This is a genomic window from Cytophagaceae bacterium, from assembly GCA_016722655.1.
Lineage (GTDB): Bacteria > Bacteroidota > Bacteroidia > Cytophagales > Spirosomataceae > Leadbetterella.
The window spans coordinates 1192476-1218447 of the sequence record JADKIR010000004.1; the positions used below are offsets into that span (position 1 = coordinate 1192476).

21 protein-coding genes, 1 rRNA gene and 1 pseudogene are annotated in these 25972 nt (G+C 37.1%); 14 read left to right on the plus strand and 9 right to left on the minus strand.

Features of this window, described 5'->3' with window-relative positions; translation table 11 throughout:
- Positions 1 to 3: 3 nt before the first annotated feature.
- Both IPP61_05730 and IPP61_05735 read right to left on the minus strand, forming a co-directional pair.
- Complete coding sequence (locus tag IPP61_05730) at positions 4 to 1914, minus strand: DUF1800 domain-containing protein (protein MBL0324670.1); 1911 nt, start codon at positions 1912 to 1914, stop codon at positions 4 to 6.
- Positions 1915 to 2005: 91 nt separating this feature from the next.
- A complete protein-coding gene (locus tag IPP61_05735) occupies positions 2006 to 2356 on the minus strand; it encodes a YraN family protein (protein ID MBL0324671.1) in 351 nt (116 codons plus the stop codon).
- A gap of 50 nt (positions 2357 to 2406) precedes the next feature.
- Here IPP61_05735 and lipB point away from each other — a divergent pair, with 50 nt between their 5' ends.
- The 4 genes from lipB (at position 2407) to IPP61_05755 (ending at position 7117) form a co-directional block, all read left to right on the plus strand.
- Positions 2407 to 3102, plus strand: a complete 696-nt coding sequence (lipB, locus tag IPP61_05740; protein ID MBL0324672.1) for a lipoyl(octanoyl) transferase LipB — start codon at positions 2407 to 2409, stop codon at positions 3100 to 3102.
- A 10-nt stretch (positions 3103 to 3112) separates the two neighbouring features.
- Positions 3113 to 4123 carry a dipeptide epimerase gene (locus IPP61_05745; protein MBL0324673.1) on the plus strand — a complete coding sequence of 337 codons (1011 nt, stop codon included), beginning with the start codon at positions 3113 to 3115 and terminating at the stop codon, positions 4121 to 4123.
- A gap of 145 nt (positions 4124 to 4268) precedes the next feature.
- Positions 4269 to 4718 carry an META domain-containing protein gene (locus tag IPP61_05750; protein MBL0324674.1) on the plus strand — a complete coding sequence of 150 codons (450 nt, stop codon included), beginning with the start codon at positions 4269 to 4271 and terminating at the stop codon, positions 4716 to 4718.
- A 263-nt stretch (positions 4719 to 4981) separates the two neighbouring features.
- On the plus strand, positions 4982 to 7117 hold the full coding sequence (locus IPP61_05755; GenBank protein MBL0324675.1) for a SurA N-terminal domain-containing protein: 2136 nt from the start codon (positions 4982 to 4984) through the stop codon (positions 7115 to 7117).
- Between the two features lie 78 nt (positions 7118 to 7195).
- On the opposite strand, the gene IPP61_05760 is transcribed toward IPP61_05755, so the two are convergent.
- Positions 7196 to 8560 carry a Gfo/Idh/MocA family oxidoreductase gene (locus IPP61_05760; GenBank protein MBL0324676.1) on the minus strand — a complete coding sequence of 455 codons (1365 nt, stop codon included), beginning with the start codon at positions 8558 to 8560 and terminating at the stop codon, positions 7196 to 7198.
- A 130-nt stretch (positions 8561 to 8690) separates the two neighbouring features.
- On the opposite strand from IPP61_05760, the gene IPP61_05765 reads away from it, so the two are divergent.
- The gene (locus IPP61_05765; GenBank protein MBL0324677.1) at positions 8691 to 9011 is read left to right on the plus strand and encodes a nucleotidyltransferase domain-containing protein; all 321 of its coding nucleotides are present in this window, start codon (positions 8691 to 8693) and stop codon (positions 9009 to 9011) included.
- Positions 9008 to 9397: a HEPN domain-containing protein gene (locus IPP61_05770; protein MBL0324678.1), complete on the plus strand. Its 390-nt coding sequence runs from the start codon at positions 9008 to 9010 to the stop codon at positions 9395 to 9397. Before IPP61_05765 ends, IPP61_05770 begins: the two co-directional genes overlap by 4 nt.
- Here IPP61_05770 and recG read toward each other — a convergent pair.
- Genes recG through IPP61_05785 form a run of 3 tightly spaced genes read right to left on the minus strand, consistent with a single transcriptional unit; the run spans position 9390 to position 13559 of the window.
- On the minus strand, positions 9390 to 11483 hold the full coding sequence (gene recG, locus IPP61_05775; GenBank protein MBL0324679.1) for an ATP-dependent DNA helicase RecG: 2094 nt from the start codon (positions 11481 to 11483) through the stop codon (positions 9390 to 9392). The genes IPP61_05770 and recG overlap by 8 nt on opposite strands.
- A 42-nt stretch (positions 11484 to 11525) precedes the next feature.
- Positions 11526 to 12803 carry a hypothetical protein gene (locus IPP61_05780; protein ID MBL0324680.1) on the minus strand — a complete coding sequence of 426 codons (1278 nt, stop codon included), beginning with the start codon at positions 12801 to 12803 and terminating at the stop codon, positions 11526 to 11528.
- Positions 12804 to 12818: 15 nt separating this feature from the next.
- On the minus strand, positions 12819 to 13559 hold the full coding sequence (locus tag IPP61_05785; GenBank protein ID MBL0324681.1) for a glycosyltransferase family 2 protein: 741 nt from the start codon (positions 13557 to 13559) through the stop codon (positions 12819 to 12821).
- A 294-nt stretch (positions 13560 to 13853) separates the two neighbouring features.
- On the opposite strand from IPP61_05785, the gene IPP61_05790 reads away from it, so the two are divergent.
- From IPP61_05790 to IPP61_05810, 5 genes and pseudogenes are all read left to right on the plus strand, one after another.
- A complete protein-coding gene (locus IPP61_05790) occupies positions 13854 to 15308 on the plus strand; it encodes an FAD-dependent oxidoreductase (protein ID MBL0324682.1) in 1455 nt (484 codons plus the stop codon).
- A gap of 221 nt (positions 15309 to 15529) precedes the next feature.
- Positions 15530 to 15970 (plus strand): hypothetical protein, encoded by a 441-nt coding sequence (locus tag IPP61_05795; protein ID MBL0324683.1) that lies wholly within the window; start codon positions 15530 to 15532, stop codon positions 15968 to 15970.
- A 138-nt stretch (positions 15971 to 16108) separates the two neighbouring features.
- Positions 16109 to 18340: a TonB-dependent receptor gene (locus tag IPP61_05800; GenBank protein MBL0324684.1), complete on the plus strand. Its 2232-nt coding sequence runs from the start codon at positions 16109 to 16111 to the stop codon at positions 18338 to 18340.
- A 138-nt stretch (positions 18341 to 18478) separates the two neighbouring features.
- Positions 18479 to 19450: a hypothetical protein gene (locus tag IPP61_05805; protein ID MBL0324685.1), complete on the plus strand. Its 972-nt coding sequence runs from the start codon at positions 18479 to 18481 to the stop codon at positions 19448 to 19450.
- A 30-nt stretch (positions 19451 to 19480) separates the two neighbouring features.
- Positions 19481 to 20289: pseudogene (locus IPP61_05810) on the plus strand (ThuA domain-containing protein).
- An 88-nt stretch (positions 20290 to 20377) separates the two neighbouring features.
- On the opposite strand, the gene IPP61_05815 reads toward IPP61_05810, so the two are convergent.
- Positions 20378 to 21850, minus strand: a complete 1473-nt coding sequence (locus IPP61_05815; GenBank protein MBL0324686.1) for an ATP-binding protein — start codon at positions 21848 to 21850, stop codon at positions 20378 to 20380.
- 194 nt (positions 21851 to 22044) lie between these two features.
- Between IPP61_05815 and IPP61_05820 the strand changes: the two genes are divergently transcribed.
- On the plus strand, positions 22045 to 23073 hold the full coding sequence (locus IPP61_05820) for a hypothetical protein (protein MBL0324687.1): 1029 nt from the start codon (positions 22045 to 22047) through the stop codon (positions 23071 to 23073).
- 108 nt (positions 23074 to 23181) lie between these two features.
- Here the strand turns inward: IPP61_05820 and IPP61_05825 are convergent, their stop codons facing one another.
- Positions 23182 to 23814 carry an endonuclease III gene (locus IPP61_05825; GenBank protein ID MBL0324688.1) on the minus strand — a complete coding sequence of 211 codons (633 nt, stop codon included), beginning with the start codon at positions 23812 to 23814 and terminating at the stop codon, positions 23182 to 23184.
- 430 nt (positions 23815 to 24244) lie between these two features.
- On the opposite strand from IPP61_05825, the gene IPP61_05830 reads away from it, so the two are divergent.
- Positions 24245 to 25162, plus strand: coding sequence for an IS5 family transposase (locus IPP61_05830; GenBank protein MBL0324689.1), 918 nt, complete (start codon positions 24245 to 24247; stop codon positions 25160 to 25162).
- Between the two features lie 220 nt (positions 25163 to 25382).
- Positions 25383 to 25571 carry a hypothetical protein gene (locus IPP61_05835; GenBank protein ID MBL0324690.1) on the plus strand — a complete coding sequence of 63 codons (189 nt, stop codon included), beginning with the start codon at positions 25383 to 25385 and terminating at the stop codon, positions 25569 to 25571.
- A 129-nt stretch (positions 25572 to 25700) separates the two neighbouring features.
- Here the strand turns inward: IPP61_05835 and rrf are convergent.
- Positions 25701 to 25812, minus strand: a 5S ribosomal RNA gene (gene rrf, locus IPP61_05840).
- Between the last annotated feature and the right edge of the window lie 160 nt (positions 25813 to 25972).

Below are 25972 nucleotides of genomic sequence, written 5' to 3' on the forward strand. Positions count from 1 at the left end.
GCATTAACGGTTGATTAAATAGTCAGGAGATATTAAAATTAAAAAAATACCCATTCTTAGCTTTCTATCGGCAAGTGTAGGGTCAGGATCACCGTTAGTTTCATAATCCATTGGCATAGCTTTCAATACATTTTCAATAATTGACATATTCTCTGCCTTAATTCTCCCTTGTGCCAAAATCAAATTATATTTATCCAAAAACTCTCTGAGGCGGTTGGTTTTTGCAAGAGGATATTCCAATGTCAAATCAAATCTTGGTTCCTGATCAGGTTTGTAGGTTTCATTTGAAAACAATCCCCAAAACTCCAAAGGGTCGTTTGATATTACCCAACGATGAACAGCATTCATATAATTGGCAAATGAAAGCGAATTCAACATCTGGAATTCAGGAGCTACTTTTCCTGCTGCCTGCACAGGTCCATCAGGAACATACCCTGGCTGATAATAATTAAACACCGACGGTGAATTCAGTGGCTTTTGCTCAATTCTGTCATATAAATCATACATCACATTTCTATAAACCCCATTTGTAGCATGGAGATTTAATCCATTTACAATATTCATGTATCTTAAAAATGGGGATCTTAGATGGCCATAAACATTGGTTTCTTTTTCAGCACAGCAATCCCGGGCTTCAGGATCTAATAATATCGCCCTAATTACTGCTTTCAAATCTCCTCTTATACTTTGCCCATTGTTGTTGAAAACGGCAGCCACCCTGTCAATAAACTCAGGGGAAGGATTGGAAGTAACTAAATGCTGAATCAACCGCCTCGAAATAAATGGCCCTACATTGGGATGGTTAAAAATTATGTTAAGGGCATCCTGGATATCTTGTTCTCCCTGTTGAACAGGTCTGGAAGGAATAGTCTGACCCAAAAATGTTTTTGTACCTGGCTCATGACCATTTACTATTCGCCAGTTGGCCGGATTGGTAATCCATGTCCTGATGTATTTATCACTCGAGTCCATCGGAAAAAACTTTAGCCTTTTGGTATAACTCAGGTCATTTACATTGCTGTTTTCACCTAAATATCGGCTGTGTGACCAGGAAAGTCCGGTAAATACTTTGGCTAAACCTGCAATGTCGGTGTTGTTATAAGTTGGTATCAAATGATTGTTGGCATCTCTCATTTCGGTGCCATTGTTGTTTAACTTATATAATCCAATCGAAAATAGCTGCATTATTTCCCTTGCGTAATTTTCATCCGGAAAAACCTGCTTTTTGGTTGGGCTACCCGGATATGTGGCCAAGGTATCGGTGGCATGATTGTTCATGTAAGTAAGATAAACTGCCATCGCCGGATGATATGAAATGCTATCAATCAGAGAACGATAATTTCCGAAAGCATTATTGTTTAGCATATCATAATAACTTGCCAATGCATAAGGATTATTGTCAAACGCCGAAATTCGGGAAGTTACAAATATTTCGCTTAAGGCAAGGCTGACACGCCATCTAAGCCTATCCGCTGAAGTCATATTTGCCTGAAACCACGCCACATCAAATACCCAGTCATCAACAAAAACATCCTCAATGGAAGGATAATCAATTGGATTAACAGCATGAAGTGAGTCAAACGCATATTGGTGAAGACTTCTGACATATTGAGTAAGATTAAACTGACGGGGTAATGCCAGCTGTGCATCGAGCCATGCTTCTATTCCCTGATTTTGCAAATTCCCAATTTCCTGAAACGTAGGACCCAAAGTTGCCTGTGATAAAAACCTGGATGCTGCTTTGGGATTAGGAAGAAATCCCGTGCCCAACAAAGTTTTAATGCCATTGGTGCTATTAGAGCTGGCGTTTACTGAAACACCTTTGGTGTATCCTTTTCCAAAAGTTTTTAATTCTTGTGAAAAAGTAAGATTAGAAAACAATAAGGCTAAAAATAGTAGAATTTTAGTTTTCATTTAGGTAAAGGTTTTTAGCTTAAAACTTTAAAAACACAAGCAATTTCGTTGCCAAAAACCTAAAATTAAACATTTTAGACTTAAATTTTCCTTAAAAAAAAGCATCTTCAAAATGAACCAACTCAAATTTCGGATATTCGATTATTGAAATAAAATCAAACCTTGCCTCTCCATCCCAGGGATGTAATAATAAATAAGCCTCTGCACCTCTTTTTATAGCATTCATTTTACTTTTTGACATTGTACTTTCTGGATAACCATAATCTGAAGTGGCTTTCATTCTTACTTCCACAAAAACAAGCATTTCATCCTTTTTACATATAATGTCAATTTCCGAATTACGCGAAGTAAAATTGCGGTCGATTATTTCAAAACCTTTTTTTATGAGAAAATTTACAGCATATTCCTCACCTTCCTTGCCTTTATCGATTTTTTCAGCCATTTTATTTATAATTTTGAAGTCTGGTTGTATTTCTTTTTAAAAATAAGGTTTTGGAACAGAACAAAAAAGTAAAACTCATAGAATTAGGTCTGATTGACTACAAAGAGGCCTGGGATTTTCAGGAAAAAATATTCAATGAAATCATTGAATTAAAAATTCAAAACCGAAATTCAGAACAACCAAAACCTACTCCAAACTATCTTGTTACCTGCCAGCACCCGCACGTTTATACCCTCGGCAAAAGTGGGAAGGAAGACCATTTGCTGATTGGTGATGAAGAGCTGGAAAACAAAGAAGCAAAATTTTATAAAATCAACCGAGGAGGTGACATAACGTATCATGGTCCGGGACAATTAGTGGTTTATCCTATAATTGATCTCGACAATTTTTTCACAGATATACATCTTTATATGAGGTATCTGGAAGAAGCCGTCATAAAAACTTGTACTGACTATGGCCTAAATGCCGGAAGAATCGAGGGCCTTACAGGAGTCTGGCTTTCAGAACCTTATCCAAGAAAAATATGTGCTATGGGTGTAAAATCAAGCCATTGGGTAACCATGCACGGCCTGGCACTAAATGTAAATACTGACCTTAATTATTTTGGAAATATTGTTCCTTGTGGAATAGATGATAAGGCCGTTACGTCTATCCAAAAAGAAAAAGGGATAGAAATAGACCTGAAAGAAGTGGAAAAAACATTGGTTTCACATTTGACCGATGTGTTTGGAATGCAAATTTTGTAAATAATCATCAATGAACTTAAAAACACATATTTTCACTCTTAAAAGCCGATATCCGTTTAAAATTGCACACGGAACCCGGCTCGAAACCAAAACTTTCGTTGTGGAAATCTCTGAAAACGGCATTTCGGGACTTGGTGAAGCCACTCCTGTTCCATATTACGGAATCAGCACTGACGACCTTCTGGAATTGACGAAAATCCACCGAAATGCTATTTGCCAAACAGAATGGAATCATCCGGCCGAATTATGGGAAAAACTGAATCCACTAATTGGCCAAAATCACTTTCTTCAATGTGCTTTGGACATCGCTGCATATGACCTCTGGGCCAAAAAACAAAATTTGCCACTTTATAAGGCTCTTGGATTGAATATTTCAAAAATCCCGTTTTCCGACTATACAATTGGAATTGATGAGATTTCGGTCATGATTAAGAAAATGAAGGAATATGATTTCCCGATTTATAAAATAAAACTTGGAACCCCTGACGATATTGAAATAATTAAAGCTCTGCGAAAAGAAACCGACGCTGTATTCAGAGTAGATGCCAATACCGGTTGGGAAGTGGCGGAGACCATCAGAAATTCTGAAGAATTGGCAAAATTGGGTGTAGAATTTATTGAACAACCTTTAAAAGCAGATAGGTTAGAAGAAATGATTGAAGTTAAAAAAGCTTCAAAACTCCCCATCGTTGCCGACGAAAGTTGCATTATAGAAAGTGATGTAGAAAAATGCACTCCATATTTTGATGGTGTAAATATCAAACTCGCAAAATGTGGAGGTATCACTCCTGCACTGAGGATGATAAAAATTGCACGCAAAAATAATTTGAAAGTTATGATGGGTTGTATGACCGAAACCAGTATCGGAATTTCGGCTATCGCTCATTTACTTCCATTGCTCGACTATGTTGACATGGACGGTGCCATGCTGATTGCCAATGACCCTGCAGAAGGTGTAAAGGTTGAAAAAGGAAAAGCGATTTTCAAAAACCTGCCAGGTTTAGGAGTAGTTCTAAAATAAATGCCCCATAAAATAAAATTTTGGGTTCAATTCCAACCTTTGACCCCATTTTTGTATCTAAGTTTTAGAATTAAAAATAACCATGGTAAAATATTTCTCTCTTTTATTGTTTTTTTCCCTCTTCAAAATAGACTCCTGTACAGAAATGGAAATACAATCATCGGTAAATTCCAATGAAATTCTTGGTGACTGGATTTACAAAAACAGATTCCTGGGTGATGCCATCGATACGCCTTGTGGGTATGCTGTAACTAATGTGAGGGAATTAACTTTGAAAGTTGAAGAAAACACTGAAAATAAAGAAAATCTCAAACTAACGGGAAATTCGGCAGTAAATATGCTCTTTGCCGACTTGAAAATCCTGACATTTGACAAGGCTACCGGAATTGGAACATTGAAAATCGAGCATTTGGGAAGTACAAAAATGGCAGGCCCGCCGGATTTGATGCAGTGTGAGCAGGGGTATTTTGAAATGCTCAACGATGCAGCTGATTTTAAAATTGAAAACAATAAACTTATGATAGGCCATTTCAAAAAAGATAACACACCTTCACGTGACGGTGGTACTTATATGATTTTTGAAAAGGCTAAATAGGAAATCTTAAAATATTTTCAAACAATGGAATGGTCAACAGACTGTTCCATTTTTTTTGAACAAATTCTAAAAAACAAGCTCAAAAGATAGTCTGACATAGTTTTTGTTTTAATTTTACTGCTTATTTTCAAGCAAATGTTTACTTGCATTTATTTAGAAAAAATAAACAAAATAGAAATCTTTGATAATCAATAGGAATATTCCTATTTTTGCACCTCAAAAAATACACATATATTACATAATTAAGTATTTTATTTAAAAAAATGGCACTAGTAAACAAAATCAGAGAGAGATCAGGGATAGCCGTTACCGTTATCGCAATTGCCTTATTGTTATTCATTGTAGGCGGTGATATTTTTTCAAACAGATATGGTAGCTTATTCGGAAACTCTAACAATAAAGTAGGTGAAATCAATGGCACTTCCGTTGATTATCAGGAATTTGTTAAACTTGTAGAAGCTCAAAGACAACAATTTGAAACTTCAACCGGCAGATCAGCTTCCGAGCAAGATTTGGCTCAAATCAGAGAACAAGTTTGGGAAAAACTTATTTTTGAAAACGTATATGTAGAAGAGTTCGAAAAATTGGGAATTTCAGTTTCAGATGACGAGCTAAGAGAGTTGATTCAAGGAGCAAAAAATATGCACCCATATGTAAAACAACAATTTTCTGATGCTTCAGGAAATTTTAACGCTGCTCAGCACGCAGAATTTATAAAAGCATATACCAATAACACAATGCCCGCAGCCCAAAAAGAGATGTGGGATAATTTCAAAAGGGAATTGAAAACAATCAGAATGAGAGAGAAATACTCTAATCTGCTTAACAAGGCCTCATTTGTTACACAAGCCGAAGCCAAAGCTGAATATATTGCTCAGACAGAAAAAGCAAGTGGAAAATTCCTTTATGTTCCGTTCTTTTCGATTCAGGATTCAACCATTAAAGTGGAGGAAAGTGAAATAAATAGTTACTATTCTGAGCATAAAGATGAGTTCACTCCTTTTGATAGCCGATCAATTTCTTATGTTGCGTTTCAATTATCTCCAACAAAAGAAGATAGTGCAGCACTAAATACAGAAATCAGAAACCTTGCAAAAGGTCTTGCATCTGCACCAAATGCTCAGGCTTATGCTTCATCAAATACAGATATTAGAACCCCATATCTTAAATCTGCCAACCAGATAAGTCCTGACTTGAAAGGTGCTCTTGCAACAGCCATTGTTGGTTCTACAATCGGACCATTCAAGGAAGGGAATACCTATAGCATTCATAAATACGAAGGAACAGAAACTGATTCTTTGTATACTATCAGAGCAAGTCATATCTTGTTCAGAGCTGACTCTACCATGTCAGATAGTGCCAGAGCAACTGCCCGTAACAAAGCAATGGAAGTTTTAGCTCAAGCAAAATCCGGTACTGATTTCGCCACTTTAGCTGGTCAGTATGGTTCTGATGGAACAGCCCAAAATGGAGGAGATTTAGGAACCTTCCAAAATAACGGTTCAATGGTGAAACCATTTGAAACGGCTGTTTTTGGATATTCCGGATCTGGTATTATCCCAAATCTTGTCACTACTGATTTTGGATACCATATTGTTAAAATTACAGACCCTAAAAGTAACCTGAAATACAAACTAGCTACTATCAGCAAAGAACTTCAGGTAGGAGAAATGGCCTCAAATGAAATTTATCAAAAAGCTGAAAACCTAAGAGCAAATGCTAAAACTGTAAAAGAGTTTGAAGCGGCGGTGAAAAAAGATAATTCTATGCTGCTTCTTTCAGCTGAAAACGTAATGCCAAACAGTGCCAATCTTAATACTATACAAAATGCAAGAGAGGTAATATTGTGGTCATATGGGAATGATATCAAAGAAGGTGATGTAGCAGACAGAGTATTTGTCTTGGGAGAAACCTACGTGATTGCTGCTTTAAAATCAGCCTCAGATAAAAACGATCCAAAAGCTTCTGATTTTAAAGATATAATTACTGCAAAAATCAGAAATGAGAAAAAAGCTGAGAAAATCATTGCAAAATTGGGTGATGGAAAAGGAGATTTAACTGCTCTTTCGCAAAAATATGGTGCCGGTGCATTGGTAGAAGAAGTTACAGACATCAATTTCTTTAGTGGAATGCTTAACTCGGCCGGTTTTGATGCAATTGCTCTTGGTAAATTATTTGGTTTGAAAGTAGGTCAGCGTTCAAAACCATTTGCAGGAGAAACTGGTGTTTTCGTGATGGAAACAAAAGCAAAAACCTCTGCTCCTGCCATTGCTGATTACTCTATCTATAAACAACAAGTTGCTCAAAGAACCAATCAGGGACGTATGGGCTTCATTGGTGAGCAAATTCTTAGAGACAATGCCAAAATAGAAGACAATAGAGCTAAGATGTTCAATTAATATTGAAATATTAATTCATAAAAAATCCCGCTTTCTTTTGAGAGCGGGATTTTTTTTATCCTGATTTTCAAAGCTCTGTTAAACTTTCCTGTAGTCTGGATGTTCCCATGGCGAGCGATAACTCCTGCTTAACCTCAAAGTAGCCTCCTGGTCATTTTTTACCACTTTGTTTTCAGGATCATATACAAGTGGTCTTCCCAAATCCATCGAAATGTTGGCCAAAATACAGGCGGTTGTTGAAATATACCCTTGCTCAATATCTGAAACAGGTCTTTTATTACCTTCAATAGCTGCTACGAAATCTAGCATGTGGGCTCTGGTTGCCGGAGCTGCATGCAGTTCAATTCCTGGTTCTTTGAGGTCTTCGGGATATTTTTCTCTTTCGTAAACTACATCTTTTCTCACAGGCTTCCCGTTTAACGGAACCCAATCATACCTTGTTGTACTCATTTTGAGCGTACCATTTTCACCATAAATAAACAATGCCCAGGGATAGTCGGGGTCGGGCGAAGTACCCCAACTCCGGTGTTGCCAAACGCAATTAAGCTCACCATGTTCAAAAACTGCAGTCTGTGTATCTGAAATATTAGATTTGCTTTCCTTTTGTAAGTAAATACCCCCAACTGAAGTAATTTTGGTAGGCCATCCCAGATCAAGCATCCATCGAGCCGCATCATACATGTGTACACACATATCTCCAACTATGCCGTTACTATATTCTCGAAATGCTCTCCACCAGCCTCGGTGAGGTAAATTATCGTATGGTCTAAGAGGGGCCGGACCAGTCCACATTTCATAATCCAAAAAATCTGGAACCGGCTGAAGAGGTGGGTTGGTGTTATTTCTCATTGGGTAATAGCAACACATTTCCACATGCTGAATGCGACCTATCAATCCACTTTCGATATAGTTTTTCTTAGCCTCAATAAAAATAGGCGTAGATCTTCTTTGCATGCCAACCTGCACGGTCTTATCGTATTTTCTAGCAGCGGCTAACATGGCTTCACCTTCCATCACATCTACACTTATGGGTTTTTGCACATAAACATTTGCCCCTTTTTTAACCGCATCAATCATGTTAAGAGCGTGCCAGTGATCAGGAGTGCCTATGAGCACGATATCCAACTCATTCTCAGCTAGTAGTTTTCTGTAATCTCCATAAAGTTTGGGTATCTTTCCGGATTTTTGCCTTTTCGACACCATCTCTGCGGCACCCTTAAGAATATTTTTATCGACATCACAAAGGGCAACCACCTCTACCGGTACAACCTGGATCAATTTGAAAAGATCACTTTTCCCGTACCAGCCAGCACCTATTAAGCCCACCCGATAGGGTTTTGATGGATTAATCAAGTCCATACCATAGGCTCCAAACTGGCTCATCGCAAGTGTTGCCATTGCTCCCTTTAGAAAATTCCGGCGATTGATATTAAAAGTATTCATTGTATAAGGTTGAATTGTTTTGTGTAAAAATATAAAAAAACTTCTTCCAATACTTTTAATATGAAAATTTAAAATAAACTTGAAACCTAAATAAACATTTTGATACTTTTGTAAAATAAAATCTTTATTAATGTCTGATATTAAACCAATTCTGGTTTCCTTCAAAAAAGAAGTGCAAAATATTCTGGGCGAAAACCTTCAGGATGTGATTCTTTTTGGCTCCTATGCCAGAGGAGAAAATTCTTCTGAGTCGGATATTGATTTATTAATGGTTTTAAAAAATCAGGAAAAAAGTAAAGTAGAGTATTGGAATATTTTAGGAGACACAATATTAAAATATGATTTGCTTTACAATAAATTATTTTCCGTAAAATTTGCCTCAAAAAAACAATATTTGAATTCACAAATGCCCTTCTATTCTGAGTTACGGAAAGATGGAATATTGATATGAAAAACAAAGTACATTTAGCCCTTGAAAGGGCCATAGATTGCTTGTCCGACACCGATATAATAATCAAAAATGAATTGAATTTCGCCTCTGTTAACAGAGCTTATTACTCAGTATTTTACGCCATATCCGCTTTATTATATTCTAAAGACATTTTCGTTAAGACTCATTCAGGGGCTATTTCGAAATTCAATGAATTATTCATCAAAGAGAGTGTTTTTGATTTGGAAACTGCAAAATCAGTAAGCCTTATTTTTGAAATGAGACAAGGTGCTGATTATGACCTTGAGTATGAACTAGGTGATAAAGAAGCAGAATTAGCAGTTAAAATAGCACATAATTTTATTAATCAGGTTGTTCAATATTTCCAGAAAAACCCTATTAACTAATTCTGCTCCAACTCAGATCCTTATTCTTGATTTTTTCGATGTGCTGTTTTATTGGGAAATTATCAGGGTGTTCAAATTCCGGGTCTTTTCCAAGAATTTCGAAAGCATTTTCTCTGGCTATCTTTAGTATTTCTTCGTCTTTGGCCAAATTAGCAATTTTTAGGTCAATTAATCCACTCTGTTGGGTTCCGGCCATATCTCCGGGACCTCTGAGTTGTAAATCTACTTTGGATATCTCAAAACCGTTTTCAGTGCTTACCATGGTTTCAATGCGTTTTTGGGTATCTTTAGATATTTTATAACCTGTCATCAAAATACAATAGGACTGCTCGGCTCCCCTACCCACCCTACCTCGTAGCTGGTGCAATTGCGACAATCCGAAACGTTCCGCATTTTCGATAATCATCACCGAGGCATTGGGTACATCTACCCCCACTTCTATCACGGTGGTAGCAACCAGAATTTTGGTTTCTCCTTTTTTGAAGCGATTCATTTCAAAATTTTTGTCTTTGGGCTTCATTTTTCCATGGACAATACTCAAAGGCACCTCAGGAAATGCCCTCTGAATAGATTCATAACCGTCATAAAGGTTTTTTAAATCTAGTTTTTCCGATTCTTCAATCAAAGGATATACAATATAAATCTGTCTTCCAAAAGCTATTTCATCTCTTATAAACTGAAAAACGGTAAGCCTGTTGGCATCATAGCGATGTACTGTTTTAATGGGCTTTCTCCCTGGTGGCATTTCGTCAATCTCTGAAATATCCAAATCACCAAACAATGTCATGGCCAGGGTGCGGGGTATAGGGGTAGCCGTCATGACCATGATATGCGGATGAATGTGCTTATTTTTCTCCCAAAGTCTTGCTCTTTGAGCGACTCCGAAGCGATGCTGCTCGTCAATAACGCACATGCCGAGGTTATAAAACTGGACCACATCCTCCAGCAAAGCGTGCGTGCCTATAATAATTTTCACTACATTATTTCGAAGGCCCTCATGTATAACAGCCCTTTCACTTTTTTTGGTTGAACCCGTAAGCAGCTCGACTCTCAATCCCAGTAAATCACCATATTTTTTCAAGTTGGCGTAATGCTGTTGTGCCAAAATCTCTGTTGGTGCCATCATGCAGGCTTGTGCTCCACCATCAATAGCCATAAGCATACTAATGAACGCCACAATGGTCTTTCCACTTCCAACATCTCCCTGCACAAGTCGATTCATTTGTTTCCCCGACTTCATATCAGTAAATATCTCTCTGATTACCCGTTTCTGAGCCCCAGTCAGATCAAATGGTAAGTGATTTTTGTAAAAATCGGTGATTAGGGTAGTTTTTTGAAAAATCTGGCCTTCATAGTCATGCTTTCTTACGAGGCTAAGTTTGAGTAATCTTAGCTGATTATAAAACAGCTCTTCAAATTTTAGTCTCCGATGGGAATGAGTGAGTTCGTTAAGATTTTGTGGAGCATGAAGGTACCTCAAAGCATATTTCTTGGCTACCAACTTATATTTTACCAAAATACTTTGAGGCAAAGTCTCGCTGATATAGGAATCAGATTGATCGAGTAAGGTTTTCATCCAGGAGCCGATCAATTTGCTGTCTATGTACTTTTTCCGAAGTTTTTCAGTAAGAGGATAAATCGGTTGAAAATAACCCGAATTAGTATTTTTTGCTGTAGCCAGCTCAATTTCCGGATGCGTAATGCTGAAAATACCTCCAAACATGGTGGGTTTTCCATAAATCACATATTCGGCATTGACTTTCAGATATTTTTCAAAATAAGCAATACTTTGAAACCAAAGTAATTCCATATAGCCAGAATTGTCTCTTAACGTCACTACCAGCCGGCCTTTACCCTTGCCTTCAATTTTTTCTATCGCTGTTACCTTCCCTATAATCTGGGCAGCAAACATATCCTCTGATAGCTGCGAAATTTTATGAAATTGGGTGCGGTCTTCATGACGAAAAGGGTAATGTTCCAATAATTCCCCATAGGTAAATATCCCCAGCTCTTTGTTCAAAAGCTCCGCCCTTTGGGCTCCCACGCCCTTCAGATATTCGATTTTGGTGTCAAAAAAGGATGCCATTGAACAAATTTAGGCAAAATATAAGAAATCCCTGTGGGACAATTACCAACGAATGGCCATATAGTATGCCCCAACCGTATTAATATATACCGAAATGATTAGTAGAATTAAAAAAGTGGCTTTGAAAATTTTATTTTCCTGATATTTTTGAAAAACGAAAACCAAAAGAAACATTATCGATATGTAATAATCCAACGAATACCTGGCACCAAACTGCACCCCGCGACCCATAATCATGGTAATCAAAGTGAGTACGATTCCGATATTTAGGAGGTTGAGAACGTTAAATATTTTGTATTCTGTTTTTTCTGATTTTCTGAAATTAAAAACTAAAAGAACTAATAAAACCAAAACCGAAGAAGCCCAGAACATCCCAAAACCCTTGAGGTCAATAAAACCAATGAAAGGAAATTTATTTATAAAATCAGGCATCCTAAACCACTCATAATATAGGTTGTTAGGAATAAAATGTGTGTTAAAATATCCGTACTTTTCATACCCAGCCCTATACCACCAACCCATGTTGTGTTTGGCAAGACCATTGTCGAAAGCATTGTCAAAACGGGCATAATTGTACCAGAGGTAAAGTAATGACCCTGCGATGAACATACTTCCAAATTTTAATGCTGATATAATGCTCTTTTTCCAATCAGATTTTTGCTGTAAAAAGATTATATACAAATACAACAAACCGGTAAACACCATGGTGTTGCGAGTGTAAACTGCCAGCGTAAAAAAGAATCCGGAAAGTAGATATTTCGGATTTTTTGCCAGAAAAAAATATAAACTCGTAATCAAAAATGTCAGAGAAAACACCTGAGAGATATACCAAACACTACCTTCAAAACCCACACTGAAATTTACTGTTCCAAAACCCCAGAATACTCCTAGTAAAATAACTGCCCAGGTTTTTAAGCCAAATCCCAACAAATCAGACAACCGCCTGATTACAAACATCATGAGTGTGACATTTAAAGCAGAAAGTGAGATGGATATCAGTCTATCAGGCAGGTTCATTCCGAAAAGAAAAACAAATGGAGTAAGTACAACTGCCGGTGCAGGCGGCCAGTAAAGATAGTATTTCTCCTTATAATTGCTAAGATCATGTATTACGCCATTGACAGGAGTAACGTCAAGTCTTCCTTCTAAAAATGATGAAGCCAGCCAGGAAAAATAATTGAAAGGGGAATGGGTAAAGATATAACTGCCGTTTTTACCGTTGATTTTTAGAAAAAAGACCAACAAAACAAAAAATACTAAAAATGAAATCAAGCCCAATAACCAGAATATTTGCGATTCTTTAAGGTTGATTTTCTTCATTTTTTTTGAATAAAATTATTTGAAAATCTCGTACTTGGCCAATCCTTTTCTTTGAAGCCAATATTGCACTGAAGCTTTCAGACAGCCCAAACCATAAATTGTACTTCTTTTGAAATTGATTGAAGATGCCTCTTCGAAGTATTTGGTCGGACAAGTAATTTCTGCAATCTCGAAGTTTTTATAAAAAATCTGACAGAGCATCTGATTATCAAACACAAAGTCATCAGAATTGGCCATAAAATTTATACTCCTCAAAACCTCTCCCGAAAACGCACGATAACCTGTATGGTATTCTGATAGTTTCTGGTTGATGATGAGGTTTTGTGTAAAAGTCAAAAACCTATTGGCAATATACTTATACATTGGCATACCACCTTTCAAGGCACCTTTACCCAAAATTCTTGATGCAATAACTACCGGATACAGACCCTCTCCCATGATGGAAACTATTGACCTGATTAATTTTGGTGTATATTGATAATCTGGGTGTAACATTATAACAATATCCCCGCCCAGTTCAAGGGCCTTATTGTAGCAGCTTTTTTGGTTACCCCCGTAACCCTGGTTATTTTCATGCGATATAATATGCTTAATCCCCAATTTCTTTCCTACTTCCACGGTTGAGTCTTTAGAGGCATCGTCAACTAAAACTACCTCATCAACAATATCAAATGGAATTTCATTATATGTGATTTCTAGTGTGGCTGAAGCATTATAAGCTGGCAATACTACTACTACTTTTTTGTTGAGGTACATCCTTATTTGCAATAAAATTTCGTAAAATTAGCTAAAAAAGACAATATCTGAAAGGAAAAACTGCATCAGAGCCATTCAATTTAACAAAAAAAGGCTTTTAAATTAAAGAATTTCTTAGATGAAATAGCTTCCTTTAAAATTGATATTAATTCGGACAATAAAGAAAAAAGAAACTTTCAACCTCAGACCAATTAAGGATTTTATGACTCTTCTCATAATTCTTGTTCTTTGTAACAATTGTCCCAATTAAAGAAAATCTTGCACTTTACCTTTATATCGAAATTTTTAATTAATATGGCAAAAATCGTCGTTTTGGGTGCGGGTATTGCAGGACATGTTGCTGCGTCCCATTTAAGAAGAAAATTAAACAAACAACATCAGGTAGTTGTAGTTTCTCCAAATTCTAACTACCAATGGATTCCATCCAATATTTGGGTAGGGGTTGGTAGAATGAAACCGGAGGATGTGTATTTCCCATTGGCACCTCTTTATGCCAGAAAAAACATAGATTTTATCCAGGCAAAAGTTGTTGACTTCTATCCCGAAGGCGATAAGGATTCAGAAAAACCTTTTGTTACTGCGGAATATGTCTTAGGAGAAAAAAAAGGACAGGTTATCAAAGTTAACTATGACTATCTGATCAATGCAACAGGCCCAAAACTCAATTTTGAAGGTACCGAAGGTCTTAATCCTGGCACCAACAGAGCTTATTCTGTATGTACCTATTCACATGCTGCACATGCCTGGGAAGGTTTGGAAGCTCTTATAGCCAGAATGAAAAAAGGTGAGAAAACCAAAATTTTGATTGGTACAGGACATGCGAGAGCTACCTGCCAGGGTGCTGCATTTGAATACATTCTGAATGTTGAACAGGATCTGAGAATGCATAAAGTAAGAGATATGGCCGAAATAACCTGGATTTCGAATGAATACAAATTGGGCGATTTCGGTATTGACGGTATGACAATGGGCACAGGTAAAAATCAAATGACCTCCCACGAGATGATAGAGATGTTTTTTGAAGACCGGGGAATAAAATGGATACTTGGGGCCGGAATCAATAAAGTTGAAGATGGAGTTGCTCATTATGAAACACTTGACGGAGATTATAAATCTGAAAATTTTGATTTTGGCATGTTGATTCCTGCATTTGCAGGTCATGGTTTTAAAGCCTACGATAAAACCGGAATTGATGTCACTGATAAACTTTTCAAGGGTTTTATGATAGTTGATGCGGACTATACTCCGAAACCATATGAAGAATGGACAGTACAAGACTGGCCGGAAACCTACCAAAACCCTTCCTATAAAAATATTTTCGCTCCGGGAATTGCATTTGCACCGCCTCATGCAATTTCTAAGCCACGAAAAAGCAAAAATGGTACTGAAATTTATCCTTCTCCACCCCGAACCGGTATGCCATCGGGTATTACTGCCAAGCTGGTTGCCGATAATATTATAGATTTGATAAATCATGGCGATAAAGAGCTGCACCATAAAGGCTCACTTGGGCACATGGGGGCGGCATGTATCGCTTCGGCAGGCTTTGGAATTTTTGATGGAAGTGCCGTTAGTATTACCACTTATCCAATCGTTCCTGATTATAAAAAATATCCTGAAACTGGTCGGGTTCAGTCAAAAACCTTCGGGGAAATTGGACTGGCAGGGCACTGGCTCAAACTAGCATTACACTACGCGTTTTTATACAAAGCTAAAATGAAACCTTTCTGGTGGTTAATCCCTGAATAATATGGCAAAAAAATTTACCGGGACTCAAAAATTTTTGATGAGAAACCCAATAATTCAATTTATAAGATTTATAGTACTGAGTTTAAAAATCATGATCATCGTGGCTGGTGAACATGGAGGAACACGTCCTTAAAATTTATTTTTATTGCTTTTTCTTTTTTTAAGGAAACAAACTTCGTTTTTCCTTATGACAAAAATCATCGTTTGATATCTACAAATGTATGATTATTGCAAATGAACGATTTTCCATAATGCTGAATATCGGTCTAAAATATAAAAGATGGGTGGCTATCTGCTTGCTGACGTTGCTCAGTTGGCAAATAGTTTTTCAGTTCTCTTATATAGTTTATTGGAAAATCAACCAAAAAGCCATCACAAATTTGTTTTGTGAAAACAAAAACAAACCTATGTTGCATTGTGATGGCAATTGCTACCTGAAAAAACAACTCGAAAAAGCGGAAAGTAACAAAAATAAGCTTCCTCCTGTCCTAAAAAAGCTTAGGTTTGAAACTGAAACTACCCTTGAAGACTATTTTGTTTTTGAAAAGAAACCACAAAATGTAATTGGTAATTCTTCAGAAAAACTACCTTTTAATTCATTTATATTTTTACCCAAATCCTGCCGAAACCAGGTATTTCACCCTCCTTGTGATATAGTGTAATCTTCTTATTTGGATTTTAAAATTCCAATCATTTACATTTTTATGGATTTTTTATAAAAATCAAATTATAAACCTATTAATAATAGTTTTGTGAAAAAGATTTTTTGAAAAATCCACAATTTATCTATATCATAAATCATGAGAAAAATATTTATTTTCCTGATAGCTATGGCTATTGGAACTATTGCCAATGCACAAACCTTGACACTTACTATACTAGATAAAACCACTGGTAAACCTGTTGAAAAAGTATCTTATTACGCTGATAACCAATCTGGAGTATCTAACGAAAAAGGTGAGATTATACTTCCGGCGACTGATATTAAGTTTTTGAAACTTTCACACATCAGCTATGGTAATCATACTTTTACCGGAAAAGTACTAAAAGAAATGCTTTCATCCGGAAAAATCCTTTTCACCGAAAACGTTTTAACTACCTTGAATTCGATTTCGGTTTATGCCTTAAAAGAACGCAATCCCAAAGCATCCATCAGTCTTCAAAATGCCGACTGGGTGCATCACGATGCAGGATCGGTTCTGAAACAAATCCCGGGATTTGATGCCATCAAAAAAAGTCCGGCATTTGGTTTTGACCCTACTTTCAGGGGCTTCAAACTCGACCAGCTCAATATCGTTAACGATGGCTGTATGTGTGCTACTGCGGCTTGTCCCAATCGCATGGATCCACCTACCAGTCAAATTGCCATCAACCAAATTCAGGAAATTGAAGTCATAAAAGGGCCTCATTCTTTCCGTTTTGGCCCGGGAATGGGTGCGGTTGTAAATTTCAAAATGCTTGACCCGGAGTTTTCATCTGGCTTAACTCAATTCGGCAGGATTACTGGTGGCTATGAATCCAACGGTGGTGTGTATAGGACTGAAGGCCAAATTGGCTTGAGAGGGAAAAGAATTTCTACTTCACTCAATGGCTCCTACTCAAAAGGCGGTGATTATAAAGCCGGAAACGACTCTCTGGTGCAAGCTGACTTCTCCCGAGGCACATTTGGTATCATCACAGATATTGAAACAGCTAAAAATCAAGTGCTCAGCATCAATGTAAACCGCAATTTTGCAAGAAATACAGACTTCCCGGTTTTGATGATGGACCTGCTCACCGATGACACCTGGATGACTCAGGGTAAATACAAAATTAGCCGTGATAACCATTGGTTTAAAGAATGGACCACCCAGGTTTCTGCAGGAATTGTGGATCACCTTATGGGAAATAAACTACGTAATAATGCAAGTATGCTGGCTCAAACCGATGCCAATACCAAAACCATTAATGCCCGTACAGAATTTCTGATTGAAAAAGCAAAGTCTAAATTCTTTGTTGGAGCCGATACCAAATATGAAACCATTTCAGGAAATCGTACCCGTGAAATGCTGATGGGGCCAAATAAAGGTAAAACTTTTACGGACTATATTTGGCAAGATGGTGAAGTAAGCCGTTATGGAGTATTTGCTGACTCCTACCATCAATTTGGCAAAAACACCTTGAGTGTAGCTGCACGTGTTGATCAGGTAACCGGAAATGCCCGTACCCCTGCAGAGACTTTTATGAAAAACTACACTACGCTAAAAAATTCTGATATTAATGTGAGTGCAAGTATAGGTATCAGTACCAAACTTACAGAAACCCTGACCGCAGGTGCATGGTTGGGCAGAGGAGTAAGGTCAGCAAATATTTCAGAAAGGTTCATAAATTATCTGGCTATAGGTAAAGACCCCTATGAAATGTTGGGAAATCCTGATTTAAAACCTGAAAATAATAATCAGCTGGACTTAAATCTTACTTACAAAACTGTTTCAACGATTCTTTCTTTTTCCGGGTATTATTCTATTGTTAGTGATTTTATTTCTTCGAAAATAGAACCTACGCTTAAACCTTTAATGACCGCTCCGGGAGTAAGAAGATATATCAATATCGACAAAGCAACTCTTTATGGCTTTGAGGCCAACTGGAGCCAGAGGTATGCCAAACTTTTGACACAGCAATTTACACTTGCTTATACTTATGGAGAAAATCATACCGACAAAATGCCTCTTCCCGAAATCTCTCCAATGAATCTGAGATATACACTGGAAGCCGATCTGTTGAATAGCAGACTTCAGCCTTATGCTTCTTTGAGATATTCATTTAAGCAGGACAGAATCGCAACCAATTTCGGTGAAGTAGCAACAGATGCATTTAAAGTTGTTGATTTCGGTCTTAAAGCAGCACCGATACATAACCTTCAAACCACGCTTTCTCTCACCAACGCTTTCAATGAAAACTACCGTGAGCATTTAAGCCGATTTATTTCTGTGGGTAAACCATTACTTTCACAAGGAAGGTCTTTTGTGGTCAATATTTCTTATTTGTTCTGACAACATAATTTTAATTTGAAGGCGGTAAAACTTACTTTACCGCCTTTTTTATTCAAAAAGCCATTTTACAGTAACATTCGGAAAGAAAATATAATATTAGATAACTCTTTTTCGTGTAAGGTGTAAAATTCCGGTTAAATGAAAAATTACATTTTAATTCTTGTTTGGATTCCCATAATTTTTTCTTGTAAAAAAAAGAATATCCCGGATATTAATCAAAATTGCGAACTAGAAAAATCAATCTTGGAAAACATCCAGTTTTTCCCAAAAACGTATGCCATTAACCAGGATATTTCTGCTCAAAGCTTAGACCCCAATTCTCAAAATATTATTAAATTGATTGGAACGCCTGGTCTGCATCCCGACTTTGGCAGTGGACTTTATGAAGGCAATCCCATGGGGATTCCATATGTGGTGGTTTGTGGAACTCAACCTTTGGTGTCCATTGAGTATCGAGGAAATAACTACGATGACAACTACAGAGATGAAAGTGATGCAGGTCCATTCAGAATCCCACTCAATGCTCCTGTCGAAGGAGGAACTGCAGATGGAGACAAACACGTCCTAGCTGTGGACACTGATAATTTGGTACTTTACGAACTTTATAATGCCACTAAAACCAAAACTTCATGGCAAGCCTCTGCCGGAGTAAAATGGGACCTGAAAAGCATCCCCTCACGCCCAAAAGGCTATACCTCTTGCGATGCGGCAGGGATGCCTATTTTTCCGCTTCTGGTTCGATATGAAGAAATCCTGAAAGGTGAAATTGACCATGCCATTCGTTTTACCCTTTCAAAGTCAAAGGTCACCAAAGGCTTTGTAAGCCCAGCAAATCATAAAGTCAACGGCACCAATACCAACTCCAATGCCCCAACACCGATGGGACTGAGGCTTAGACTAAAAGCAGGTTACGATGTTTCGGGTTTTTCGAAAGAAAACCAGATCATTTTGAAAGCCATGAAAAAATATGGCCTCATGCTCACCGACATCGGCTCCGACATGTTTATCACAGGTGCTCCTGATGACAGATGGAACAACGATGATTTACATCAGCTCGCCAATGTAAAAGCCTCCGATTTTGAAGTGGTCAAAATGGGAAATGTTGAATGATAATGAGTAATTTTATTCAAAAAATTGCCCTTGAAAAAATTCTTTCAAATCATATTATTTTGCCTGTTTCCCCTATTGACATTCGGCCAAAAACCTAAAGTCATCGCATTTTTCACAGCCAAAAACGACCAGGCTCATATAAGTTTTGTAAGCGAAGCCAACAAATGGTTTAATAAAATATCCACAAAACGTAGTTTCTCCTATGATACTACCAGCCATTGGGATAATCTCAATACCGAATTCCTTTCAAAATATCAACTCGTAATTTACCTGGATACCCGCCCCGAAGTCCTCGAACAACGGCTGGCATTCCAAAAATATATCGAAGAAGGCGGTGCCTGGATCGGCTTTCATTTTTCAGCCTTTGCACTCAACAATTCCAAATATCCCCAAGATTGGGACTGGTACCACAATAAGTTTCTGGGCTCGGGTCAATACAAAAGCAACACCTGGAGGCCTACCTCGGCCATCCTTAAAATAGAGGACAAAAATCACCCGACCAGCAAAAACATCCCTGAAATCTTCCACTCGTCGCCCAACGAATGGTACCGGTGGGAAAATGACCTCAGACAAAATCCTGACATTAAAGTACTATTGTCCATCGACCCGAAGAGTTTTCCACTGGAACCGGACCCAAACCCCATGAAATCTGGCATTCAGGCGACTATCCGGTAGTTTGGACCAACACCCGCTTCCGAATGGTTTATTTCAACATGGGCCACAATGATATCGACTACGAAAACGGCACAAAACGTGAGCTATCCCATACTTTTGAAATCAAAACCCAAAACCAACTGGTCATTAATACCGTTTCGTGGTTATTAAAATCAGGGAGATAATTTGGCGGCCTCACGCTGGGGCGTGACCGGGCTATTCACTACAAGTCCGACTCTCGCACATCCCAGCCGCACTGCGGGCTTTCCGTTGCTATCCCTTGCCGATGTGTATTTCCGGTTTGGCTTCCTTTTGCTTCCAATATTCCTGTATCGCCAATTGCGAGCAATATTCCTGAAACTGAGCCGGGGTTTCTTTCTGATTGGTGGCAATATGAGCTTGTACGTTATTCATTGCGGTTTCAAATTCGCCCAAAATCCTGCCGGCCATCTGTATTTTATTTTCGGTTAACATATAGGTCAATTCAATTGCCCTGTCAATCCGTCCGGGACGCGACGAAATAAATGTAGGGGTTCCGTCTTCAAGCGTGGTGGGTTGCCCAATGGCCTGGTCAATTTTTGTGATATCATTGGTTGTAATAATCGTAAAAACCCCATTTGATTTATCTACCCCATCGATACAGTTGAGCAGGGTATCAAAGGTCAATGGCGAAAATCTGCCCGAACCTCCCCCATTTTCCTGCCCGTTATCTTTTTCGTCACCGTCAAATAAATGGCTCATCATGGCCGTATTTTGCATAATATTCTTGCGGCCATGAAATACGTTATCAATATCTTCAATAAGTGCAATACAAGGCACATTTAGCTGCATATTTCTCCAGGCGGTAAGCATATCCTGGTTGCTCATCTGCGAAAGTTGATACACATACACCGGCATATTCAGGTCTTCAGCAAAAGCACGGGCAAGAGCAGTCTTTCCTGTGCCGGGAGGGCCATAAAGCAACCAGCCTCGTTTCCAGGGAATATTCTTTTCTTTGTACCAATCTTTACTTTTTACCCATAGTGCAATCACTTCTATGAGTTTTTTAACCTCATCGGGAAAATACAAATTATCCAGAGCACTTCCTTGGGTGGTAAGTTCCCGACCAATTTCATCCGCCGAAACTCCCAGGAGGCGGTATTGGTTCTGGCGATACCATGAATATCCCACGTTATTTTTGTATAAATAAGCATGATTATCGTTTTCCCTGCTTGGCAGATAAAAAATATCAAAACGGTTGGCCGATTCTTCGGCTTCTTCAATCTGCCAGCTGATATTATTTCGTTTTTGAGCAGCTTCTTTTACAATCGCATCAATATCAATCGTACCTCGTAAACAAGTAATCACCGAAAATATTTTGGTGCTGTTGATGCCTGACTGAGTAGTGTCGGTTTGTGGTTTTTCTTTGGGTTGACTAAATAAAAAAGGAATCCTTACAAAGCCAAGATATCTTTTTTTAGAAAGGAAGAAAATGGTGTTCTGTCCAAACTTTTCAAATGCAACCAAACCAAACTTCCCATTTCTGTAAGTCTCATTACTGGCACCATACACTTTATCATAAGTATTGAGTTTCTTGTAGTGGGTCACCAAATAAGCGATAATTGCATCATGAGCATCTTCGGTACTTATCTCTACCCTTTGCACCAAAATGGCCGTAATTCGCCAAAGAATGTCCTTAATTTTGTCCCAAAAACCAATCACAACCCCAATAATCGCCCCACCTTTCAAAAAATCCGGAATCAGCATTTTTGCAATTAAATTTAATTCAATGCATTAGACTGCATTTTTTTAAATTGTTGCGGTTTCATTTGACTGATTTTTGATAATGATTTGTTAAAGGTTTTTCTAAATGTAAAAAGCCAACGTTATAAATTCACAACATTTATTCTTTTTTTTATTAGCATGATTTTTGTATTTTCTTCTGAAAGTCTCTATTTTATATGCTGAAATACACCCTCACAATACTTTTCACTAGTATTCATTTTTTCTGTTTTCCTCAATTAAAAAATAAAGATTATGACTTTTATTCCTTCGATTTAAAACTTGATAAACATGTTTTCAATCTGGTTGAAGTCATTGATAACCGCGATTTTTCACATATCTATGGAAAAGAATATTTCCTTTCAAACGAGTTTAATTTAGTAAACCATACTGATTTTGCCCGAGAAGTTAAAGATTGGTACATTGAAAAATTCCCTGTCAATCCCAAATTACCGAATATTGCAGTCAAGATTCAGGATATTTCTGTTTCTAAAAATCGGATAAATAATGATTTATCCAGTTGTACTGGAATGATTAATGTATATTTAGTTAAGAACGGCAAATATCAGTTAATTGCTGAATATGGAACAAAAATATATGGTAAGCCTGATAATTATCCTTATTCGGTTATGCACGATGTTTTCTCAATAATTAATGATGAATTGATAAATACAGTTGAAGAATATCCTGCTAGTGGGATTAATAACATTGAAACCATTTTTCAAAATGATTTCACAAAACCAGTTCCAGGGATTTATCGTTTTTATGAAGATTTCAAAACCGGGTTTCCCTCAGATTCCTTAACAAAAAAATACTACGATTTTTTGCCAAAAAATGAGAAAATGAATTTTCGATTGGGAAAATTAAAGAAAACCAAAATTTATTGGGAAGAAAAAGAGATTGAAGAAAATTTTTGGGGCTATTCTGACGGAGAAAATATTTTCATGAGGATTGATGGAAACTTCTTTGTAAAAATCATGAAATATAACGATACTTTTTACTTTGACTTAAAAAATATAGACTTAAAAGACAAGAATCTTGCAAAAGCGGATTTAAAGAAACTATTAACAACCGGTTTTTTTATTCACTTTTCACCGGATTTTATTCTTTCGACTGAAAACACTAAAAACTTAAATAATGACCTCTTCTTTACTCTAAACAAAGAAAATGGTACTATTACTAAATTTAATAAAGCCAATAACAAATAAAATATTTCAAATATAGCGTGAGGATCAATTCACTTTTAAAATTATTAATTCCGTAAAAAACCAAATAGAGAAACAAAAATATCTTCTACTTTTAAAAAAAACAGACCATCATAAATTCAAATCAGAGTTTTTATAAAAATCACAAACTTCATTCAGTAAACATTCTCCGCATTTTGGATTCTTAGGACGACAAATTTCTCTACCTAAGAACGAAATTGCCATCCCAACATTCCACATTTCTTTTGAAATAGCCTGCATTAGTTGTTTTTCAATTTTATTCCCATCAACTTTTTCACTTACTACACCAAGTCTTGGAGCAACTCTTATCACATGCAAATCAACAATGATACCTTCCGGCTCCTTACCGATTTCTCTTAAAATCACATTTGCAGATTTTCGCCCAATACCATTCAACTTAATAAGTTCATCAAGTTTTTGCGGAATATTTTCATCCGTCTTTATAGCTTCTACTATGTTTATGATATAGTTAGTCTTAATTCTATTATTTCTAACCTTTAAAAAATAAGAATTAATGACATCTGAATCTATTCCAACCAAACTCTTTAATGTTGGGAAATCGTTAAAAAAAAGTGGGGCAACTTTATTAATGTTGGCATCCGAATCCTGAGCAGAAAGTACAACCATAACCAACAATTCATACAGGTTGTTGTACATTAAAGGATGTTTGGTGTCCTTATACTTAAATAACAACGGCTTTAACAATTCATTCCAATCTTTCATATCTCTTTAATCAAAATACTAAAGTAATAATCAAAATACAAATTCTAAAAAATTGCTAAAATTCAAAGCATCCATAAATAAATATGTTATTACAAAATTTAAAAAATAAGGGAAGTATTATAATTTCGGCTGAAAATGGCTAAAAAAAATAAAACGCAACCCAAAATCATTATCTAAGATTAAATTTTAGCGTCCTCACGCTTAGGGCGTGACCGGGCTATACACTACAAGTCCGATTTCCGCACATTCCAGCCGCACTTCGGGCTTTCCGTTGCTATCCCTGGCCGGGTGGTGTTCTACCTTTTTTATGACTAAATAGTCGTTCCTCAAATACCCAAAAAAGTTGTTTTCAAATAGATTTTTAGCTGTTTTTTAATTTTGAAATATGCAAGGAAAGTGATTAAATTTATAAAACCTTGCAAATTTCGGTATGTTGAAAAAGCCAGAACCCAGTGGTCAGCTCAGTTTTTTTTATTCTTTAGCGGACCAAATTGACACAAAACAACCATTAATTCGTCTCTCTAAAAGTATCAATTGGAGTGTTTTTGAAGATGCGTTTTCAAAACATTATAGCTCAAAAATGGGTAAGCCAGCCAAGCCAATCAGGCTGATGGTTTCTCTTTTAATTTTGAAACAATTAAGGAATTTAAGCGATGAGAATATAGTGCTGGCTTGGTCTGAAAATTTATATTTTCAGTTTTTTTCGGGACAAGAAAGTTTTGTACCCAAAACACCATGTAGTTCAACTGAATTAGTTGAGTTTAGAAAAAGGATCGGAATTGAGGGAGTCGAGTTAATATTCAAAGAAAGTATCCGAGTGAATGGAAAAGATAGTGATGACGATACTTTAAGTGCAGACACCACTGTTCAAGAGAAGAATATTACGTATCCAACTGACACAAAACTTCATAAAAAAATCATCACTAAATGTATCGGAATAGCGAAAGCTGAAAATATTGTTTTGAGACAAAGTTACAAGTTTACTTTGAAGGAGCTCAACACCCTACTTCGTTTCCAGCATAATAAAAATGGAAGCAAACCAGCGAGGAAAGCACGCAAGAGAATAAAGACAATAGCCGGAAGGCTCGTGCGTGAATTAGGAAGGAAAATCAACCCATCCAGTAAGGAACTTTTTGAAAAACAACTAGATACATATCAAAAAATATTAAACCAAAAGCGAGCAGATAGAGACAAAATATATAGCCTTCATGAACCGGAGGTAAAATGCTACACCAAAGGAAAAGAGCACAAGAAGTTTGAGTTTGGAAGCAAAGCCTCTATATTGGTTACGCAAAAAACAGGCGTAATAGTAGGTGCATTAAGTTTTAATGAGAACATCCATGATTAGAAAACTTTACCGGCTGCAATAGAACAATATGAAAGATTAAATGATAAAAAGCCTAAAGCCATATATGCAGACCGAGGATATCGAGACCTCAAAAAGTGTCAGAAGTAGAAATACATGTACCAAAACCAGACAAAAATATTACAAAACAAAAAGTCCATAATCATAAAAGGAGAGCTCCATCGAACCCGTAATTGGACACCTCAAATATGACTATAGGCTCATGAGAAATTACCTCAAAGGAACAATAGGAGATGCAATAAATTTGCTATTAAGTGCATCCGCCATGAACTTTAAACGAGTCATTAACCTCTGGAATACAGAGGCAAATTTCCGTTGGAAACTTATTTACAAGTACATCGTAAATATTTACCAAAATATTTTTGCCCAATTTCTAAAAATGACTTTTTGAGGGACGACTAAATAAGCTATTGAAGAAAAATAAAGACGGTGTGAGATTAATGTAATGTTAATTTTTCAGATCTTCTATCAACTCCCTAAAGCACAAAAACCCCAGTCATATGACTGGGGCTTAGTAATTAACTGGCATCTACCTACTCTCCCGGGTTTGATCCAAGTACCATCGGCGGTGCGGGGCTTAACTGCTCTGTTCGAAATGGGAAGAGGTGTTCACCCGCCCTATTAACACCATGAAGGTCCTTAAGCTTTAATCTCTCGAATTTGCTTTATCTCTTTATGGCTGTTGCTTTCAGCTTTTGCTGTCGGCTCCGGCGTTTTGTTTTCTTTTTGACATTTATGTCTTTAATCGCTACTCGTAACTCATTACTCGCAACTCATATAACATTGTGATAA

What these genes read in the sequence shown, in the direction of transcription:
- IPP61_05730 (MBL0324670.1), bottom strand. Translation starts at nt 1,914, where the DNA reads ATGAAAACTAAAATTCTACTATTTTTAGCCTTATTGTTTTCTAATCTT.
- IPP61_05735 (MBL0324671.1), bottom strand. Translation starts at nt 2,356, where the DNA reads ATGGCTGAAAAAATCGATAAAGGCAAGGAAGGTGAGGAATATGCTGTA.
- IPP61_05745 (MBL0324673.1), top strand. Translation starts at nt 3,113, where the DNA reads ATGAACTTAAAAACACATATTTTCACTCTTAAAAGCCGATATCCGTTT.
- IPP61_05750 (MBL0324674.1), top strand. Translation starts at nt 4,269, where the DNA reads ATGGAAATACAATCATCGGTAAATTCCAATGAAATTCTTGGTGACTGG.
- IPP61_05755 (MBL0324675.1), top strand. Translation starts at nt 4,982, where the DNA reads ATGGCACTAGTAAACAAAATCAGAGAGAGATCAGGGATAGCCGTTACC.
- IPP61_05760 (MBL0324676.1), bottom strand. Translation starts at nt 8,560, where the DNA reads ATGAATACTTTTAATATCAATCGCCGGAATTTTCTAAAGGGAGCAATG.
- IPP61_05765 (MBL0324677.1), top strand. Translation starts at nt 8,691, where the DNA reads ATGTCTGATATTAAACCAATTCTGGTTTCCTTCAAAAAAGAAGTGCAA.
- IPP61_05770 (MBL0324678.1), top strand. Translation starts at nt 9,008, where the DNA reads ATGAAAAACAAAGTACATTTAGCCCTTGAAAGGGCCATAGATTGCTTG.
- recG (MBL0324679.1), bottom strand. Translation starts at nt 11,483, where the DNA reads ATGGCATCCTTTTTTGACACCAAAATCGAATATCTGAAGGGCGTGGGA.
- IPP61_05780 (MBL0324680.1), bottom strand. Translation starts at nt 12,803, where the DNA reads ATGAAGAAAATCAACCTTAAAGAATCGCAAATATTCTGGTTATTGGGC.
- IPP61_05785 (MBL0324681.1), bottom strand. Translation starts at nt 13,559, where the DNA reads ATGTACCTCAACAAAAAAGTAGTAGTAGTATTGCCAGCTTATAATGCT.
- IPP61_05790 (MBL0324682.1), top strand. Translation starts at nt 13,854, where the DNA reads ATGGCAAAAATCGTCGTTTTGGGTGCGGGTATTGCAGGACATGTTGCT.
- IPP61_05795 (MBL0324683.1), top strand. Translation starts at nt 15,530, where the DNA reads ATGATTATTGCAAATGAACGATTTTCCATAATGCTGAATATCGGTCTA.
- IPP61_05800 (MBL0324684.1), top strand. Translation starts at nt 16,109, where the DNA reads ATGAGAAAAATATTTATTTTCCTGATAGCTATGGCTATTGGAACTATT.
- IPP61_05805 (MBL0324685.1), top strand. Translation starts at nt 18,479, where the DNA reads ATGAAAAATTACATTTTAATTCTTGTTTGGATTCCCATAATTTTTTCT.
- IPP61_05815 (MBL0324686.1), bottom strand. Translation starts at nt 21,850, where the DNA reads ATGCTGATTCCGGATTTTTTGAAAGGTGGGGCGATTATTGGGGTTGTG.
- IPP61_05820 (MBL0324687.1), top strand. Translation starts at nt 22,045, where the DNA reads ATGCTGAAATACACCCTCACAATACTTTTCACTAGTATTCATTTTTTC.
- IPP61_05825 (MBL0324688.1), bottom strand. Translation starts at nt 23,814, where the DNA reads ATGAAAGATTGGAATGAATTGTTAAAGCCGTTGTTATTTAAGTATAAG.
- IPP61_05830 (MBL0324689.1), top strand. Translation starts at nt 24,245, where the DNA reads ATGTTGAAAAAGCCAGAACCCAGTGGTCAGCTCAGTTTTTTTTATTCT.
- IPP61_05835 (MBL0324690.1), top strand. Translation starts at nt 25,383, where the DNA reads ATGAGAAATTACCTCAAAGGAACAATAGGAGATGCAATAAATTTGCTA.